At 59.7% G+C, this 17,266-nt stretch carries 17 protein-coding genes and 2 pseudogenes; 7 read left to right on the plus strand and 12 right to left on the minus strand.

Annotated elements, in window-relative coordinates; all coding sequences use genetic code 11:
* Window positions 1-228: 228 nt before the first annotated feature.
* Window positions 229-1,348: pseudogene (locus tag LXM94_RS22555) on the plus strand (integrase core domain-containing protein); the annotation flags it as partial.
* On the opposite strand, the pseudogene LXM94_RS22560 reads toward LXM94_RS22555, so the two are convergent.
* From LXM94_RS22560 to LXM94_RS22615, 12 genes and pseudogenes are all read right to left on the minus strand, one after another.
* Window positions 1,313-1,477: pseudogene (locus LXM94_RS22560) on the minus strand (transposase); the annotation flags it as partial. The pseudogenes LXM94_RS22555 and LXM94_RS22560 overlap by 36 nt on opposite strands.
* A 108-nt stretch (window positions 1,478-1,585) precedes the next feature.
* A complete protein-coding gene (locus LXM94_RS22565; protein WP_235773722.1) occupies window positions 1,586-2,203 on the minus strand; it encodes an alpha/beta hydrolase in 618 nt (205 codons plus the stop codon).
* 13 nt (window positions 2,204-2,216) lie between these two features.
* A complete protein-coding gene (locus LXM94_RS22570) occupies window positions 2,217-3,176 on the minus strand; it encodes a glutathione S-transferase family protein (protein WP_235773723.1) in 960 nt (319 codons plus the stop codon).
* A 3-nt stretch (window positions 3,177-3,179) separates the two neighbouring features.
* Window positions 3,180-4,046 carry a VOC family protein gene (locus LXM94_RS22575; RefSeq protein ID WP_235773724.1) on the minus strand — a complete coding sequence of 289 codons (867 nt, stop codon included), beginning with the start codon at window positions 4,044-4,046 and terminating at the stop codon, window positions 3,180-3,182.
* Between the two features lie 32 nt (window positions 4,047-4,078).
* Window positions 4,079-4,486 (minus strand): DoxX family protein, encoded by a 408-nt coding sequence (locus LXM94_RS22580; protein WP_235773725.1) that lies wholly within the window; start codon window positions 4,484-4,486, stop codon window positions 4,079-4,081.
* A gap of 107 nt (window positions 4,487-4,593) precedes the next feature.
* Window positions 4,594-5,511 carry a LysR family transcriptional regulator gene (locus LXM94_RS22585; protein ID WP_235773726.1) on the minus strand — a complete coding sequence of 306 codons (918 nt, stop codon included), beginning with the start codon at window positions 5,509-5,511 and terminating at the stop codon, window positions 4,594-4,596.
* Window positions 5,512-5,704: 193 nt separating this feature from the next.
* Window positions 5,705-6,412 (minus strand): GntR family transcriptional regulator, encoded by a 708-nt coding sequence (locus LXM94_RS22590; RefSeq protein WP_235773727.1) that lies wholly within the window; start codon window positions 6,410-6,412, stop codon window positions 5,705-5,707.
* Window positions 6,413-6,549: 137 nt separating this feature from the next.
* Window positions 6,550-7,023 carry a MaoC family dehydratase gene (locus LXM94_RS22595; protein WP_235773728.1) on the minus strand — a complete coding sequence of 158 codons (474 nt, stop codon included), beginning with the start codon at window positions 7,021-7,023 and terminating at the stop codon, window positions 6,550-6,552.
* A 39-nt stretch (window positions 7,024-7,062) separates the two neighbouring features.
* On the minus strand, window positions 7,063-7,998 hold the full coding sequence (locus LXM94_RS22600; protein WP_235773729.1) for a dihydrodipicolinate synthase family protein: 936 nt from the start codon (window positions 7,996-7,998) through the stop codon (window positions 7,063-7,065).
* Window positions 7,995-9,569, minus strand: a complete 1,575-nt coding sequence (locus LXM94_RS22605) for an acyl CoA:acetate/3-ketoacid CoA transferase (RefSeq protein ID WP_235773730.1) — start codon at window positions 9,567-9,569, stop codon at window positions 7,995-7,997. The genes LXM94_RS22600 and LXM94_RS22605 overlap by 4 nt, the downstream gene beginning before the upstream one ends.
* A 9-nt stretch (window positions 9,570-9,578) precedes the next feature.
* A complete protein-coding gene (locus LXM94_RS22610; protein ID WP_235773731.1) occupies window positions 9,579-10,721 on the minus strand; it encodes an acyl-CoA dehydrogenase family protein in 1,143 nt (380 codons plus the stop codon).
* A gap of 49 nt (window positions 10,722-10,770) precedes the next feature.
* Window positions 10,771-11,139 (minus strand): tautomerase family protein, encoded by a 369-nt coding sequence (locus LXM94_RS22615; RefSeq protein WP_235773732.1) that lies wholly within the window; start codon window positions 11,137-11,139, stop codon window positions 10,771-10,773.
* A 163-nt stretch (window positions 11,140-11,302) separates the two neighbouring features.
* Between LXM94_RS22615 and dapA the strand changes: the two genes are divergently transcribed.
* From dapA to LXM94_RS22645, 6 genes are all read left to right on the plus strand, one after another.
* Window positions 11,303-12,190, plus strand: a complete 888-nt coding sequence (gene dapA, locus LXM94_RS22620) for a 4-hydroxy-tetrahydrodipicolinate synthase (protein WP_235773733.1) — start codon at window positions 11,303-11,305, stop codon at window positions 12,188-12,190.
* 80 nt (window positions 12,191-12,270) lie between these two features.
* Window positions 12,271-13,248: a TRAP transporter substrate-binding protein gene (locus tag LXM94_RS22625; RefSeq protein WP_235773734.1), complete on the plus strand. Its 978-nt coding sequence runs from the start codon at window positions 12,271-12,273 to the stop codon at window positions 13,246-13,248.
* Window positions 13,249-13,302: 54 nt separating this feature from the next.
* Window positions 13,303-13,827 (plus strand): TRAP transporter small permease, encoded by a 525-nt coding sequence (locus LXM94_RS22630; RefSeq protein ID WP_235773735.1) that lies wholly within the window; start codon window positions 13,303-13,305, stop codon window positions 13,825-13,827.
* Window positions 13,827-15,113, plus strand: a complete 1,287-nt coding sequence (locus LXM94_RS22635) for a TRAP transporter large permease (protein ID WP_235773736.1) — start codon at window positions 13,827-13,829, stop codon at window positions 15,111-15,113. The genes LXM94_RS22630 and LXM94_RS22635 overlap by 1 nt, the downstream gene beginning before the upstream one ends.
* A gap of 18 nt (window positions 15,114-15,131) precedes the next feature.
* Window positions 15,132-15,545 carry a DUF3830 family protein gene (locus LXM94_RS22640; RefSeq protein ID WP_235773737.1) on the plus strand — a complete coding sequence of 138 codons (414 nt, stop codon included), beginning with the start codon at window positions 15,132-15,134 and terminating at the stop codon, window positions 15,543-15,545.
* A gap of 33 nt (window positions 15,546-15,578) precedes the next feature.
* Window positions 15,579-17,222, plus strand: a complete 1,644-nt coding sequence (locus tag LXM94_RS22645; protein WP_235773738.1) for an AMP-binding protein — start codon at window positions 15,579-15,581, stop codon at window positions 17,220-17,222.
* Window positions 17,223-17,266 lie beyond the last annotated feature (44 nt).

Raw genomic sequence — 17,266 nt, forward strand, 5'->3', positions numbered from 1 at the left:
CACATTCAGAGAACTCGTATGCCCGAAATACCCTGCTCAGCATCAGCCGCGCCAGATGGGGTCTCCTTGCCGCTTACGTTTGAACCGTGCCTCGCATGTTTTCATCGGAGGCTCTGGAGTGATCGACATAGCGTTACTGGGTGTGATCCGGCGCTGGCATTTTCGAGAGCATCTACCGATCTGGGAGATCTGCCGTAGGACACTTTCGGCCTTTGGCGGGAGGTGTTGATGCCGTGGAGAGAGACTTCGGTGATGGAGGAACGTCTACGCTTTGTCGCCCGGCTTCTGGAGGGCGAAGGCATGAGCGATGTGTGTCGGGATTTCGGCATCTCGCGCAAGACCGGCTACAAGATCTTCAACCGCTACAGGGATCAAGATCTTCAACCGCTACAGGGATGAAGGGCTTGAAGCCCTGACCGACCGGTCGCGGCGGCCGGTGCGCTACGCCAACCAGTTGCCCGATCCGGTAGAAGCCATGATCGTGCGATTGAAGAAGGAGAAGCCGCATTGGGGTGCGCGCAAGATCCGGGAGCTTCTGGTGAAGAAGCTTGCCGGCGATGTGCGGATCCCGGCCAGGAGCACGGTGCATGCGGTGCTCGATCGCCACGGTCTTGTGAACCAAGCCCGCAAGAGGAACAGGGCGAACAGGGCCGTGGGCACGGCGCTGTCGGACGCGACCGGTGCCAATGACCTGTGGTGTGCCGACTTCAAGGGCGAGTTCAAGCTGGGAAACGGCCGGTATTGTTACCCCCTGACGGTGACGGACCAGGCGACGCGCTATCTGCTCGCCTGCGAGGCTTTCGAATCAACGCGCGAACACGCCGTGCTCGAAGCCTTCCGGCGGCTCTTTGCCGAGCATGGCCTGCCGCGCGCGATCCGCACCGACAACGGCCTTCCCTTCGCCTCACCCAACGGGCTCTACAATCTTTCGAAACTGTCGGTCCTCTGGCTCAGGCTCGGCATCGCGATCGAGCGCATCAAGCCCGGCCATCCGCAGCAGAATGGCCGCCAAGAGCGCATGCATCTGACGCTGAAGACGGAAACAACCCGGCCGCCGGGACGGACCCTTCTTCAACAGCAGGCGCGTTTCGATGAATTCGTCAGCGAATTCAATCGTGAGAGACCGCATGAAGCGATCGGCATGAAGGTACCCGCCGATCTCTACGCGTCCTCGCCGCGGCCCTATCGCGGCCTGCCGGAGATCGACTATCCCTTCCACGACCGCGACATCCTCGTCACCAGCTGCGGAAGGGCATGCATCTATCGCAAGAAGATCAACATCTCGACCGTGCTGGCCGGTCAGAAACTGGGCATAAAGGAGGTCGACGACGGCATTTGGCTTGTCACCTCGCGACGATCGGTGCTGCGCGGTAGGCAGGCAAGGCGAGATCAATCCCCATTCCCGGTCCGTCAGATCGCTTGCATACCGCATTGCGCGTCGAGCATGTTGCAGACGGGTGAAATCAGTCCAGCCCATTGTGGCCTCCGCTCGTCCTAAGCAAACAAACAGAATCACAACTGCCTGATTTCACTCGACTCTTTTTCGGTCAGACTCTAAAGACCGGTTTCCATGCTGGTTGCCTTCCTATTTCAGAAGTGCTTCAGCCAGGAAACTGCCAGCTCTCGCCGCACCCTCAGCAGAGATTGTGTGCGGCACACCTGACAGTGTCAACAGCTCTACCTTGAGACCGAGGGTCTGAAGAGTGGCGGCGGCCTTGCTGCTTTCTGTTGCAGGGATGACCGGATCGGCACGTCCATGGACCAAGAGAACGGGCGTTTCCAGAGCCGGCTGAAGCGGAAGTGGCGAGGCAAGGCGGCCGGAGAACCCGACCACGGCGCCAATCGGCCAGCGGCCCGATGCCACCGCGTCCAGTGCCATGATCGTGCCTTGCGAAAAGCCGACGAAAGCGACGCGATCGAGTTTCCCGGTAAATCCGTTCTCCTCGATGATTGAGGAAATCACCTCGTCGAAGGATGGCCGTGCATCCGCAATCCGGGCGCTGCGGTTCTCTTCGGTGACACCTGCCACGCTGAACCACTGATAACCCGAGCCAAAGCTGGAGGGGGCGGGGGCATTGGGAGAAACAAAGACGGCACCCGGCAAGGAGGCCTTCCAAGCGTGGCCAAGCGGCGCGAGATCGTTGCCGTTGGAGCCGACGCCATGGAGCATTATGACAAGAGTATTGGCTGCGATTGTCGACATCGGGTTTCGTCCTTTATGCCTGCTCAAACGGCAGTTGCGGGCCGACTGGCACGATGCCGTTCGGGTTCAGTGCCTTGATCGAGTAATAGCCGCGCTTGATGTGGTCTATATTCACGGTGGCGCGGATGCCGGGGATTGCGAGAATGGTCGTCAGGTAGCGGCTGAGGCAGGCGTACTCCGTCAGCCGGCGCAGATTGCACTTGAACAGGCCGTGATAGGCCGCGTCGAAACGGACGAGGGTGACGAACAACCGGACATCCGCTTCCGTCAGCCGATCGCCAAACAGGTATGGTCCCCGGTTGTCCAGGCGCGTTTCCAGCTCGTCGAGCATGGAAAACACATCGGAAAACGCTTCTTCATAAGCAATCTGGGTGATCGCAAATCCGGCGCGATAGACGCCATTGTTGAGTTTTGGATAGATCCGCTCGCTCAAGGCATCGATATCGGCGCGCAGATCCTCCGGGTAGAGGTCGATGCTTTCATTTGCCAGCGCACCGAAGCCGGAATTCAGCATGCGCAGGATGTCGGCGGACTCGTTGTTGACGATCGTGCCCCGGACCTTGTCCCACAAGACAGGCACTGTCGCCCGTCCGGTGTAGACGGGGTCCGCACGCGTATAAAGTTGGTGCAGATAACTGGCGTCATTGAGCGTATCGAGATTGGAGCCAGGGTAGTCGCCGAAGCGCCAGCCCTGCTCCGAAAGTGCCGGCTCGACGATGGATACCGAGATGGCGCCTTCCAGTTTCTTCAAGGCGCGGCCCATGAGCGTGCGCGACGCCCAGGGGCAAATCAGCGCGACATACAGGTGGTACCGGCCGGCCTCGGCCTTGAAACCGTCTTCACCGGTGGGTCCAGCACGGCCATCGGGGGTGATCCAGTTGCGGAAGCCGGAGATCTGCCGGACGAAGCCGCCCTTGGCGTCGCTTGCCTGCACGGGGTGCCAATCGGCGGTCCATTTACCTTCTACAAGCATTTTTTACTCTTGGATGTCGGTAGGGGCGGATGAGACGATACTGATCTCGGTGCCCCATGGATCGCTCAAGGTCAGCCCCTGCCGCAGAGCAGCCGTTGCAATTCCGGCCTCGGCGGACTTCGCGCCGGCGGACGCCAGAAAATCTGGGTTTGCGACGATCTCAATATTGGCGAGGCCCGTGCTGGGGAAACTGCGTTCACCGGCGCCGCGGCTGTTCCAGATATTGGTCGCAAGATGATGGTGGTAGCCGTCGGCGGCGTAAAAGGTGCCGCCCGGGTAGCGCGAGGTGACGGCAAAGCCGAGAAGGTTGGCATAGAATGCTTCTGCGGCGGGAATAGCGCCGACCTGCAGGTGCACGTGGCCAACTGTCGAGCCTTCTGGAAAACCGTTCCAATCGCCGCCACCGCTCGCTGCGACCAGCGAATCGAGGTCGAGCGGATCGCTCGGCATATGGACCAGTCCATTCTTCCATTGCCACGACAGAACCGGTCGGTCCGCATAGATCTCGACACCGTTGCCTTCGGGATCGGACAGGTAGAGCGCTTCGCTGACGGCGTGATCGGACGCGCCCACCACGGGTGGCCGCGTTTTCATCGCATGCGTGACCCACCGACCCAGGTCTGCGCGCGAGGGAAGCAGAAAGGCGGTGTGAAACAAGCCTGCCTCGCGGGGAGAGCGCCGGCGTGCCGACGGATCACGCCGCAGCTCGAGAAGCGTCTTTCCTTCGACGCCAAGCTCTGCAGTGGCCCCGTCGTTGCGGAGAAGATGGAGGCCGACGGCCTCCCGGTAGAAGCCACTGACCCGATCGAGATCGTTGACCGTCAAGGTTACTTTGCTGACGCCGGTCTTCAGGCTTGGTATCGCGCTCATGGCTCTTTCCGTTCGCAGCCGTCGCTGAGCTGTTACTTGCGGACCGGCGTGGGGCGCAGTGCCTTTGCGCCATCGCCGGTCAATGCCAGAACGATCAGGCCGACGATCCAGAAAGCCGGAAACTCCCAGCCACCGTTGGCATTGTTGAAGAAGAATCCCGCTGCGCCGTGAACGGTGAAGATTGAGCCGAGCAGAACGGGGATCATTGCGATGGCAGCAAGGCGCGGCCAGATGCCGAGGATGAGAGCGACCGCACCAGCCAGTTCCCACAGGATGGTGACATAGGCCAGCCAGCCGGGAAGACCGAGTGACCCGAAGAAGCCGGCGGTGCCCGCCGGAGTGAACACGAAAATCTTCAGGCCGGCATGGGCGAGGAAAAGCAGGCCAAGTGTGACGCGCAGAGTAAGGGCGGCATACGGAGCAGTACGGGTATCGATCATGATCGTTCTCGTCTCATCGGGTGAATTCCTGAGGTGGAATATGGCCCAATTCCAGATCCATGATTATCCCGCCACGTCGAGGGAAATTGCTTCTAAAATGGAATCAATCAAATCCAGCCTTTATCCCACTTTGGCTGGCCGCGAAAAGCGTCAGCGAGAAAGTCGACCAGGACCCGCACTTTCAAAGCTAGATGACGCCCGGGCGGATAGACGGCGTAGAGTCCACGCGGCACGTCTTCGTACTGGCTGAGAACTGATCTGACTGATCCTGCCCGTAGACTGGCTCCGGCGACGAAACTTGGTACGCGAGCGATACCCAATCCGGCTTCGGCCGCCGCAAGGCAAGCTTCGGCATTCGAAAAATGGAGACGGCCTCGCACTTCGGTCGCTATCATTTGTTGCCGATCGATGCTGTTGAACCGCCATGACTGCGGATCGCTGAAATTCGTGTCGACGATGCAGCGATGATCGGCAAGTTCATTTGGGCTCTCCGGCGTCTGTCGAGACGCGAGGTATGACGGCGAGGCAACAAGCACAATTCGGACCGGACAAAGCTTCTTCGCAATCAGGCTGCTGTCAGCCGGCTGGCCGATGCGGACCGCCGCATCGAAGCCCTCGTCGACGAGATTGACGAGGCGGTCGGCAAAGCTGATGTCCAACTGGATCTCGGGAAAGGCTGCGGCGAAAGAAATCAGAACCGGGGTCAACTGGGTCGTGCCAAAGGTGACGGGCGCGGTTACTCGAAGCCTGCCGGAAGGTGTGCCCGAGGCGTTGCGTACGGACGCATCAAGAGAATCCAGATCTTCGATGATACCCTTTATGCGATCGTAGTAGGCACGGCCGACTTCAGAAAGCGCCAATGCCCGTGTCGTTCGCATGATGAGCTGGACGCCGAGTTCCTTCTCGAGCCGCGACACAAGTTTCGATGCTTGTCCTGAACTTGTTCCAAGACGCTTGGCCGCCGCCGCGAAGCTACCTGTATCGATGACTGCCGCAAACATGCGGTCGCATTCCAGTCGGTCCAAGATAATTTTCCTCTACATGAAATCGCTCGGCGCCCGCGCCGTCAGGCCTCGTTTGTACGCACGCCGAAATTTGCGGCGACGAAATCCAGGAAGCTTCTCAGTTTCGGCGTCAATCGTCGATCCGACGCATAGAGGACATGCAAAGGTCGTGTCGGTACATTGTAATTTGGAAGAAGCTCGACGAGCCGTGCGATCAACTTTCCTGAAACCGCTGCAGCATGTCTTCCATGGCCGCGGCATGCTGCATTCGTATGATCGCTTCGCCGAGTTCCAAGTCGTGACGTTTGATCGCGTCGACCAGCAGGCGTTTCTCACGTGCCAGTCCTGATTGTCTGCCCGCACCGTATCCGAAGCGGCGTCGGAAAGCCCCAATCAGCTCCCAGCCGCGCAAAAAAATCCGGAGTGCTTCGAAATTGCCGCCGATTTCGACGATCTTTGCGTGGAAGTCCCGGTTGAGCGTCAGGCCGCGCTCAAGATCGCCACGCGCCACTGCATCCTCGAAGGCCGTGACGATGCCTTCGAGCAGGTCGATCTTTTCCAGTGTCATCAGGCGAATGCCGCGCTTCAGGGCGAAGACGCGCAGCTCGGTGTTGATTTCGAACAGATCCTCGACGAAGTGGCGATCAAGCTGGCGCACTGTCGCGCCCCGATTGGGTTCGATCTCGATCAGGCCTTCCCCTTCAAGCTTGCGAAGGGCCTCGCGCAGCGGCATAGGGCTGAAGCCGAACTGCTTGGAAAGTTCGGCAACCTTCAGTCGCTCGCCCGGCCCGTACTGTCCCGACAGGATGGCCTGCCGAATGAGTTCGGTTGCTTGCTCGACGGACGTGGACGACAAATCCTCGGCCGCGTTCTGCTCGCCGTTGCCGTTTGCCTTGGATCGACGGATCTGGGTTGATCTCATACTTGTTTCCTGGATGTCCCGAGGCCGCGATAATGTCCCACGAAACGCGACTGTCGCAAACTGCCTGTTGTTGCTGGTGTCCGAAATCAGCCTCGCACTGTCAACCGGTGCTTGCAGGTTGAGCGCGCTGCCGCTTGCTATGCCCCTGGTCGCCGCTGGACCATGGCGGCGTGTTCGGCATCGATCACGATCAGCCCGTGCTGATTGATCAGTTCGGTCTTCTCAATGACGATACCGTGGCCTTTGCGGCTTTCCCGCTTGTCTTTGAAAACGACCCTCACATGCAGGCTGTCGCCGGGAAAGATGGGGGCCATGAACCTTACCTTGTCCCAGCCCAGCGAGGCGATCGACGTATTCTCGTAGAGCTTCAGCTCCGATTTCAGCCCCTCGATAAGGGCTAGGCCGTACAATCCGTGAGCGATCGGGCGACCGAACGACGTCTTGCGACAAAACTCCGCGTCGGTATGGAGCGGGTGGAGGTCGCGCGTCACCTTACCGAAGGTCAGGACGTCGTCCATTGTCACGTCGTGCGCATCGGTATGGACTTCGTCGCCAACGACGACGTCTTCGTAGAAGAGGTCGACAAAGGCTTCTCTGGGTCTGGTTTGCATGGCGGATTCCTCGAGTATGAAAAAAGCTCTCGGGACGGGTTAGAGATACCGGCGAAGGTTGGCCTGTTCGGTGCATTCGGCGATCCGGCGCGCCACATCGGCGGTCACGGGCAGGAGCGGCGGACGAGGCCTTGCACTGGCGATCACGCCCAAGTGCTCCAGCGCCACCTTCATGCGCGTATGCATGTCGATGAGCGGCGGGGCGCCGTAGATCATGCGCGCAAGTGGATAGATCCGGTCGTTGATGGTGCGCATGGCCCTCAGATCCTCGGCGACCGCGGCTTCCCACAATTCGCAGAGAAGATGCGGTATCATGCTGGCCATGCCTGAAAGGATACCGTCCGCGCCGGTCGTCATCTGCGCGAAGAGCCAGTGGTAGTTCGAGGCCAGAATCGCGACGTCCGGACTTTCAGCCTTGATGCAGCGAAGATTGTGCTCGTAGAGACCGACATCGCCGCTACCCTCCTTGACGGCGATGACGCGCTCGCGCCGGCACAATTCGAGCAGAACCGGTGTGGTGAACCCGCTGCCGGAGGCCACCGACTGCTGGAAGATGGAAACGGGAAGTTCGACGGCGTCAAGAATCCGATCAACGAGATCGACGACGTAACGCGGGTCGGCGGATGCCCCGGCTGAGAACTGCGGCATGGGGAAGACGACAACGACGTCGGCGCCGTTCTCTTCCGCTTCGCGCGCCTGCTGGACCGCATCCGCGGTGGAATAGGCGATGAGGCCGGTCAGAAGCGGCTTTTCCTCTCCGATGAAGGCGCGCGTGCGCTTCAGTACCTCGATGCGCTCCGCCGGGGTCAGCGTTGCCCCTTCGCCAGCATGGCCGTTGACAAAGACGGCGTTGATGCCGCGCGGCGTGGTGCAATATTCCAAGAGCCGGTCATAGCTCTTCCAGTCAATGGCAAGGTTCTCGTCGAAGCTGAGAACTGTTGCGACGGTGACGCCGGCGAGTGAGATGTGTTTCATCGGTCTTCTTCCGTTCCTGCGGTCGCAAGCGCCTTGCCGAGGCCCATCGAACCTTCGGCAAACAATCTTGCATCCATTGTCTTGAGGTCGCAGGCGACGCGGGGCGCAAAAGCCAGTTGATCGAGCACGTCTTCCTTGAGGCGAACGCCAGGCGCAATCTCGGTGAGCACCAGTCCTTCTGCCTCAAGTCTGAAGACCGCCCGTTCTGAAACGAAGGTGACACTCTGCCCCTTTTCGCGTGCCAGGCGACCGTTGAAGCTGATCTGCCCGACCTTCGGGACAAATTTCCTGAACTCGCCTTCCCGCCGGATGGCAAGCCCTCCATCACCAACGGCGATGTCCAGGCCGCCACCGGTCAGCGTGCCGCTGAACACCAGACGTCTGGCGTTCTGGGTAATGTCGATGAAGCCGCCGGCGCCGTCATAGCGATCGCCGAAACGGGTCACGTTGACATGGCCTTCAGCATCGACCTCTGCGAAGGACAGGAAGGCGCAAGTGAGGCCGCCCCCATCGTAGAAATCGAACTGATATGGCTGATCGATGATCGCGCGCGGGTTATAGGCTGTGCCGAACTCCCGGGCATAGCCAGGCACGCCGCCGATGACACCGGCTTCGACCGTCAGTGTCATGATGTCCTCGATGCCTTCCTCGGCTGCCACATTCGGGATCATGGCCGAGACGCCGACGCCGAGGTTTACGATATCTCCGGGTCTGAGCTCCAGCGCCGCACGACGGGCGATGACCCGCTTTTCGGTCAGGAGATCCGGCTTGAGCGCCGAAATAGGCATGCGCGTCTCGCCGCAACGGCTTGGATCATAGACGGTGGTGTAGGTCTGCATCTGCTTTGGCTCGAGGACGAAGTGATCGATCAGGAAGCCCGGTATTTTCACCATTTGAGGATGCAGCGTGCCGCGCTTGACTTGGCGTTTCACCTGACAGATGACCGTGCCGCCGGCATTGTGGACGGCTTGTGCGATCGACAGATCCTCGCGTGTGGTTGCCTCATGTTCCATTGAGACATAGCCGTCCTCGTCGACGCTGGTGCCGCGCAGGAATGCAATGTTCGGCGTCGGCGCACGGTAGAAGAGCCATTCATTGCCGGCGAGTTCGACCAGTTCGATCATGGGTTCCCGGGTACGCGCATTCATGCGACCGCCTTCCTGGCGCGGATCCATGTAAGTCTGCAGGCCGACATGGGTGATCACGCCCGGCTGCTTGGCGGCCATTGCACGGAACATCTGCGTCATCACGCCCTGCGGGAAATTGTACCCTTCCATGCGCTCCTCGACGATCAGCTTCATGAAGGGGAGCTGCAGGCCGAAATTGCTGCCGAAGACACGGGAGACCAGGGCATCGTGCGCGAGGCGGCAAAGGCCTTTTTCGGTAACCGCACCTATTCCGGTGACGTGGATCAGCGTGAGTCCGGCGGGATGCGAACAGGCAAGAAAGCGCTTCTCGAGGCTCTCGAGGATGGCCTCGGGGACACCCGTGCCGCCATTGCCGCCGACGACAAGAATATCGCCATCGCACACGAGGCCAGCGGCCTCATCAGGTGTGATGAAACTGATCATCCCCAAGCCTCACGCATATTCTTTTTCGAGCTGGCGCGCGATGATCATGCGCTGGATCTGGTTCGTGCCCTCATAGATCTGCGAGAGGCGAACGTCGCGGAACAGGCGCTCGATGCGGTATTCCTTCGAATAACCGTTGCCGCCATGGATCTGCAGCGCGTTGGAAATGTGCAGCATGGCCATGTCGGTCGTAAACAGTTTGGCATGCGCGGCTTCCTTGGCGATGGAGTGGCCGGCATCGTAGAGTCGGGCTGCGTGATGGATCAGAAGCCGGGCAGCGGCGATATCCTTTGACATGTCGGCGAGCATGAACTGGATCGCCTGAAACTTGATGATCTCCTGACCGAACTGCTTCCGGCTCTTGGCATAGGAAATGGCGTCCTCCATCGCCGCCTGCGCCATGCCCAGTGCCATTGAGGACATCATCAGCCGTGAGAAGTTGAAATTGCCCATGGCCATCTTGAAGGCTTCGTTTTCCGGCCCGAGGCGGTTCTTCACCGGCACGCGCACGCCGTCGAAGCTGACCTGGCAGTCTTCCAGGCCGTGCATTCCGAGCAGGTCCTCGGATTTGCCCAGCGTGACGCCAGCGCGATTGGTTTCAACCAGGATGCAACTGATACCCTTGTGACCGGCATTGCGGTCGGTCTTTGCGAAAACCATGATGAAATCGGCAATACGACCAAAGGTGACCCAGGCCTTGGTGCCAGTGATGATATACTCGTCGCCGTCACGCTCCGCGACGGTGCGCATGGCGGCGACGTCCGAGCCGCAATCAGGCTCTGTCGCTGCCGTAGCCGGAATGAGCTTGCCGCTCAGGATGTCTGGTATCAGTCCGCGGTGGAACTCGTTGCCATGTTCGTGCAGGAAATGTGCGGCTTCGACCGGGATGGCATAGGCATTGCCGAGCGCACCGGCTCCGCGCGCAATTTCCTCCATGACGAGGCAGGCGATTTCCGTGTCGAGCCCGCTGCCTCCAGCCTCGGGATCGAGGGAAACGCCGAAAAGGCCAAGATCGGCCATGGCCTCATAGAGTTCGCGCGGAAAGACGTCGTCGCGGTCGATCGCGCTGGCTGCCGGCGCGACGGTCTCGTTCGAAAAGCGTCTGACGCTATCGCGCAACATCCGCTGCTCTTCTGTCAAGAAACGATCCATGGGTGCCTCTCAGATGGGTGTTCTGCTGATAATTTGATCAAATATTGCCTCACGCATCAGCCAGGCTGCCGGCGTGAGAAACCTCGTCGGGATCGCGATCGAAAAAATAGATGACAACGGATTTTTCAGGCACTCCGTAGGAGGCGGCAAAGGCGTCGGTCAACAGCCGTGCGGCTTTGCGGCGAATTTCAACCGGTCGGCGATAGGCGTGGACCTTCACGAAAATACGCTTAACTTCATTGCTTTGGCCGTGAATTCCGTTGTGGCTGTAGCCATTCTCATCGATTGCGAAGAAATAGGCCGAGACGATCTCAGACGGAATGCCGTAGGCCTCACAGAGCGATTTCGTCATCAGTTCTGTCGCGTTTCGGCGGGTCTCGGGCGCTGCCTCGAAGTCAAAGATTTCGAGAAATGGCATGGAATCTCCTGGTCAAAAAATGAGCAAATCGCGAGGTGCATGTTTTTCTCGCATTTTAGACTGATGAACAGTTGACATTCGATATGATCAAATGTCAACATTAATTGGCTCTTTTGGATCACATTTTCAAAGGGGCGAATTGCGCAGCAGAAGAGGCCTTCCAATGTCCACTTTCCGGGGTAGTTACACGGTCATGGTGACGCCGTTCGATGAGGCGCTACACGTTGACGAGGCTCGCCTTCGCACCTTCGTGGACTGGCAGATCGACAACGGTGTTCAGGGTCTCATCCCGCTTGGAAGCACAGGCGAGTTTCTCTCGTTGACGCGCGATGAACGGCGCCAGGTGGCTTCTGCCGTGGTGGACCAGGCGCACGGGCGGGTGCCGGTTATTGTCGGGACTGCGGCTGAGTGGACCGACGAGGCCGTTTCGCTCAGTCGCGAAGCGGAGGAACTCGGCGCCGACGGGGTCATGGTCGTGCCGCCTTACTATTCATCTCCGACTGAGGACGAGCTTTTTGTCCACTACCGAAAGATCGGCGAGGCGCTGTCCATCCCCGTCATGGTCTACAACAATCCCAACACCGCCAACGTCGATCTGAGAGCCGCTTTCGTTGCCCGGCTCTCCGAAATCGACAACGTGTCCTACATCAAGGAATCCAGTGGCAGCGTATCGCGCACCATGGACATCATCCGTCTGTGCGGCGACCGCATGACGGTGTTTGCCGGCTATGACGCCTGGGAGAGCTATCGAGTCGGAGCGCAAGGCTATGTTTCAGTCTTTTCCAATATTGCGCCGGGTCTTTCGACTGAACTGTTCAACGTTACGGTCGATCAGGACAATGGCGAGGCCGGCCGGCAGATTTACCATCGGATACTCCCGCTCCTGCAGGCGCTGAGCGGCGATCTTTATGTTTCGGCCACCAAGGCGGCGCTGTCCATGATCGGGCAGCCGGTCGGCGTGCCGCGTCCGCCACGTCTGCCTTTGCCGGCGGAAAAGATGGTGTCGCTGAAGCAGGTCCTCGATGAAATGGGACTGCTTCCGGAGGCCTGAGAACTGGATCGGGGCCCAGATTTTGGCCCCGCCGAACTGGGAATGAAGCTATAACCGTTCATCAAAAAGGGGAATAAATCATGACCATCAAATCGACCCTCATCGCTCTGCTTCTGTCGGTCGCGTCCCTCGTGTCCGCGACTCAAGCCGCTGAGATAACGCTAAAGGCGAGCCATAACGCGAACGCCACCGAGCCATACAATCTCGGCATGGAACGCATGAGCGAGCTTCTCAAGGAAAAGACCGGCGGAAAGGCCGAGATCCAGGTATTCCCCAATGCCCAGCTCGGCGACGAAATGGAGAGCATTCAGGGAACGCAGATCGGCACCATCGACATTGCCGTGACCGCCAACGAGACTCTCGTGAACTTCGCGCCGAACCTGGGCGTATTCAGCATGCCGTTCCTGTTTGAGGATGCCGAGCAGATGGACCGCGCGTTGAATGCGCCTGAAGTCCGTGCGTACGTCAACGAGGTTCTCGGCAAGCAGGGCTTCCGCCTGATCGGCTTTTTTTCGGCCGGCACGCGCCACATCATGACAAAGAAGCCGGTCACGTCGATGCAGGATCTTTCCGGAATGAAGATCCGCACCATGCAGAACCCGGCTCACCTTGCTGCCTTCAAGGACTTCGGCGCCAATCCGACGCCGCTTGCCTATAGCGAACTCTATGGTGCCCTCGAGACCGGCGTCGTCGACGGCGCGGAGGCCGCCAACACCAACTACTACTCCAAGAAGTTCTACGAAGTGGCGCCGAACTGGGCGATCGTCGGCTGGCTGGAGCTGGTCGCGCCGGTGATCATGGGCGAGGCCCGTTTCCAACAACTGCCGGAGGACGTACAGAAGGCTCTCACCGAGGCCGGTACGCAGGCCGCAGCCTACCAGCGCAAGACCTATCGCGAAAGTGATGCGAAACTCTACGACGAACTCATCAAGGCCGGCGTCAACGTCACCAAGCCGGACGTTGCTCCCTTCCGCGCGGAGGCCGACAAGATCTACGCCACCTATGTAACGACCGACGAACAGAAGCGACTGGTCGAACTTCTGAAAACCGTGAAGTAAGCTGAACGGGCCGGATGCAGGAATGCATTCGGCCGCTTTCCGGGAGTGGTGTTTATGCTGGTGGCTTTGACGGCCCTGGGAACAGGGATTCACGCCTTGCGCAGGGCAATGTCGGCAACGGTTGTTTTGCTTTTTTCGATCATGATGATCGCCGTTCTGGTTCAGGTCGGTGGTCGCTACGTCTTCAACTACTCGATCGCCGCTGCCACCGAAATTGCGACCTTCAGCCAGATCTGGCTGGTCATGCTGGGATCGGGAATTGCAATGGCCCGTCGCCAGCATGTGGCGATTGATCTTCTGCCTGCCCAATTGCCTTTGCCTCTGGCCCGCGCGGCCAGCGTGCTCATCGCCTTCCTGACGGTCGGTTTCCTTGCCGTACTTGCCTACGGCAGCTTTCCGTTGCTCCGCCTTGGCATGATGCAGACATCGTCCGCCATGCAGATGCCGATGTGGATCATGTATATCTGCATGCCGGTCGGTGCGGCCTACATCACCCTTGAACTCATTGTGTCCGTCGTCGAGCGATGGGCGGATCCCTTCGCTCCAATCCAATCGGACCTCGAGGAGGAGGCTGCCTAATGACAATCATCCTGGGCTGCTTCCTCCTGCTTCTGCTCCTCGGTGTCCCGGTCGTCTTCGTTCTCGGCGCCTCTGCCGTAATCGCCCTGGTCACGACCACCGAGGTGCCGTTGGCAATCGTCAGCCAGCGCGTTTTTGCGGGTCTCAATTCCTTCACATTGATGGCCATTCCATTTTTCGTCTTTGCCGGCATCATCATGGACGCCGGCGGGATTTCCAAGCGCATCGTCAATTTCGCTTCGGCATTGGTCGGCTGGATCACCGGCAGCCTGCTGCTGGTATCGTGTGTGGCGGCAGCGGGCCTTGCAGCCATTTCCGGATCGGGCTCGGCCGATACGGCTGCGATCTCGTCGATCATGCAGCCGCAACTCAAGCGCCGGCGCTACGATGTCGATTTCGGCGCTGCTGTGATCGCCTGTGCCGGCTCGCTTGCACAGGTCATTCCGCCAAGCCTGACCATGGTGATCGTTGCCGTGGTCGCCAACCTGTCGATTGGCGCGCTTTTCCTGTCCGGCATCGTCCCGGGCGTGCTGTGCATGGTCGCGATCATGACCACGGCCTATATTCACGCCAAGCGTGGCGGCGCCCAGTATCGTGAGTCTGAACCATTCACCATGGAGCGGCTGCTTCGAACGGCCTATCAGGCACTGCCGGCATTCGGCATGCCGGCTCTCATTCTCGGAGGCATTCTGGGGGGCGTTTTCACACCCACCGAAGCTGCAGCGGTGTCTGCCTTTTATGGCCTGGTCGTCGGCATGTTCATCTATCGCGATCTGAAGGCCGCGCAACTGCCGCAACTCATCCTGCGTGCTGCCTCGCTGTCCGCATCGGTCATGTTGATCATCGGCACTGCGAGCGTGTTCGCCTGGCTTATCGCCAATGCGAACGTGCCGGCGCTGCTGGGCGACTGGGTCCGCAATTTCTCATCCAACCCACTCGTCTTCCTGATTGTCGTCAACCTGCTTTTCCTTGTGATCGGCATGTTCCTCGAAACGATCGCGGCCATCCTGATCGTCGTTCCGGTCCTCTTTCCGATTGCAATCGAGTACGGTATTGAGCCCATCCATTTCGCCTTGGTCATCGTGCTCAACTGTGCGATCGGCACAGTCACGCCGCCCTATGGCATTTCGCTCTTCGTTGCCTCCAGCGTTGCCGGCCGACCGGTGCTGCAGGTGGCAAAGAAGCTCACGACACCATTTCTGGCGATGATCGTCATTCTGTTGCTGACCACTTTCGTCCCCGATCTGTCGCTTGCACTGCCGCGCATGGCCGGCCTCATCCAGTAGAGTCAAAGGACACGTGAAATGCCCAGATTAGTCGTCAAGGCCGGCCCCTACGAGTTCCAGGCAAGCTTCGAAGAAGAAAAGGCACCGAGGACCGTGGCGGCCTTCCGCAAGGTTCTGCCTTTCGTCAGCCAGGTCGTCCATGTCCGCTGGAGCGGAGAGGGGGTCTGGGTACCGCTCGGCGAGCACGACTTCGGCGTCGGCTACGAAAACCATACAAGCCATCCGGCGCCCGGCCATATCCTGCTTTATCCCGGGGGCATCAGCGAGACGGAAATCCTTCTCGCCTATGGTGGCGTCGATTTTTCCAGCAAGATGGGACAACTCGCCGGCAACCATTTCATCACGCTGACCTCCAATCTCGACATGCTGGCGGAGCTGGGCAAGTCGGTGCTGTGGAAGGGCGCCCACCCGATCTCATTCGAAGAGATTTGAGGCTTGTCGACAAATGGTTGAAGGGGCAGCAGCATGACCAAGATTTCGATCCAGCCGCCGGATCCCGCGCCGGTCGGTTATGGAGCGCGGCTGCGTCAGCACGCGGCGACGACGCCGTATTCGCCGGCAGTGACGGTTCTGCGCGCGGACGGCGCGGTCGGGACTGTCAATTGGGCGGAACTCGATGCTCTGGTCGATCGCATCGCACACGTCCTGCGACAGCGACCTGTCAGGCAGGGAGATGTCGTCGGAATTGGGCTCGCCAATGGTTTGCTGCATCTTGGGACCGTTCTGGCCTGCTGGCGCCTCGGCGCGACGATCATGACCCTGGATCCGGGTTCGCCTCCGGTTCAGATCCGCGCGCTGCTCGAGCGGGCCCGAGCCGTCTGCGCGGTGGTGGAAGATGGGACAGGCACAGCGGAGGGATCGTTTCTTGCTGGTGGCGAGCTCATGGCGCTTCAGCGCCAAGCGCCGGACGAGCGGCGCGCGGATTGCATTTCGCGGCCTGGGAAAATCGTGCTGTCTGGGGGATCGACGGGAATCCCAAAACTCATGACCAACGATCAGCCGTGGGTCAGTGTTCCTGGTCGACCATGGGGAAAAATTGCCGGCAGGCTCGGATTTCGTTCCGGTCAGAGACAGCTCGTTTGCGGTGCTATGTCACACAACGCGCCGCTGACCTGGGCCCAGCTCGGACTTTTCGAAGGGCAGCACCTCGTCGTCATGGAACGCTTCGACGCCGCGTCGGCGTTGAGAGCCATCGATGCATACGGCATCCAGTTCGTCATGACTGTTCCGACGATGATGGTCCGAATGCTGGATGCACTGGACGCGGTGGGCACGACCTTTGCGTCGCTGGAGGCATTCTATCATACCGCGGCTGTCTGTCCGTCCTGGCTGAAGAAGGCATGGATCGACGTCCTTGGCGCTGATCGGATCTTCGAAATGTACGGTTCCGGCGAAAACGTCGGCCAGACGATCATTACAGGATCTGAATGGCTGGAGCATCCCGGCTCGGTCGGGCGTCCGTTCGAAACGGATGCCCGCGTCTATGGAGCCGATGGTGTGCTTTTGCCTGCCGGCGAAGTTGGCGAGCTCTTCATGCGGCGGCGGAGCCAGGAGGATGGAACTCGCTATCTCGATCCGTCCGTAGCAGTCCGCAAGGATGAGGACGGCTTCACGAGCATCGGCGACATGGCCTGGATGGACGAGGAAGGTTATGTCTATCTCGCCGGACGTCGTGACGACGTGATCAATACCGGCGGCGTGAAAGTGCACCCGGAGAAGGTAGAGTCGATTCTGCTGTCGCATCCGGGCGTCCGGGATGCGGTGGTCGTCGGTGCGAGCGACCGAGATTGGGGCGAGCGTGTTCATGCGGTCATTGAACTGCGAGACGAGGCGTCCGTGATCGAACCGGGAGACCTCAAGGACCATTGCGCTTTGTTTCTTGCCCCCGCCGAGATTCCGAAGAGCATGACGGTGGTGAAGACGTTGCCGCGAGACGGTTTTGGGAAACTGAAACGCCGGCAGATTCGGGATTGGGTTCATTCCCTGGCTGAGAGCGGCACGTCCCACGGCCCCACATTGTGCCGCGCGATGCCTCTATCAACGGTCGATGATTTATACGGCGTCTCGCAGACTTTAGCTCAGGGGCTTTTCAAGATGAGAAGCATCTGAATCGCTGGTGCAAACGGGAGGTTTGCGATGGGTTCAGCGCTTTC

The organism is Rhizobium alarense (assembly GCF_021555155.1).
Taxonomy (GTDB): domain Bacteria; phylum Pseudomonadota; class Alphaproteobacteria; order Rhizobiales; family Rhizobiaceae; genus Rhizobium_D; species Rhizobium_D alarense.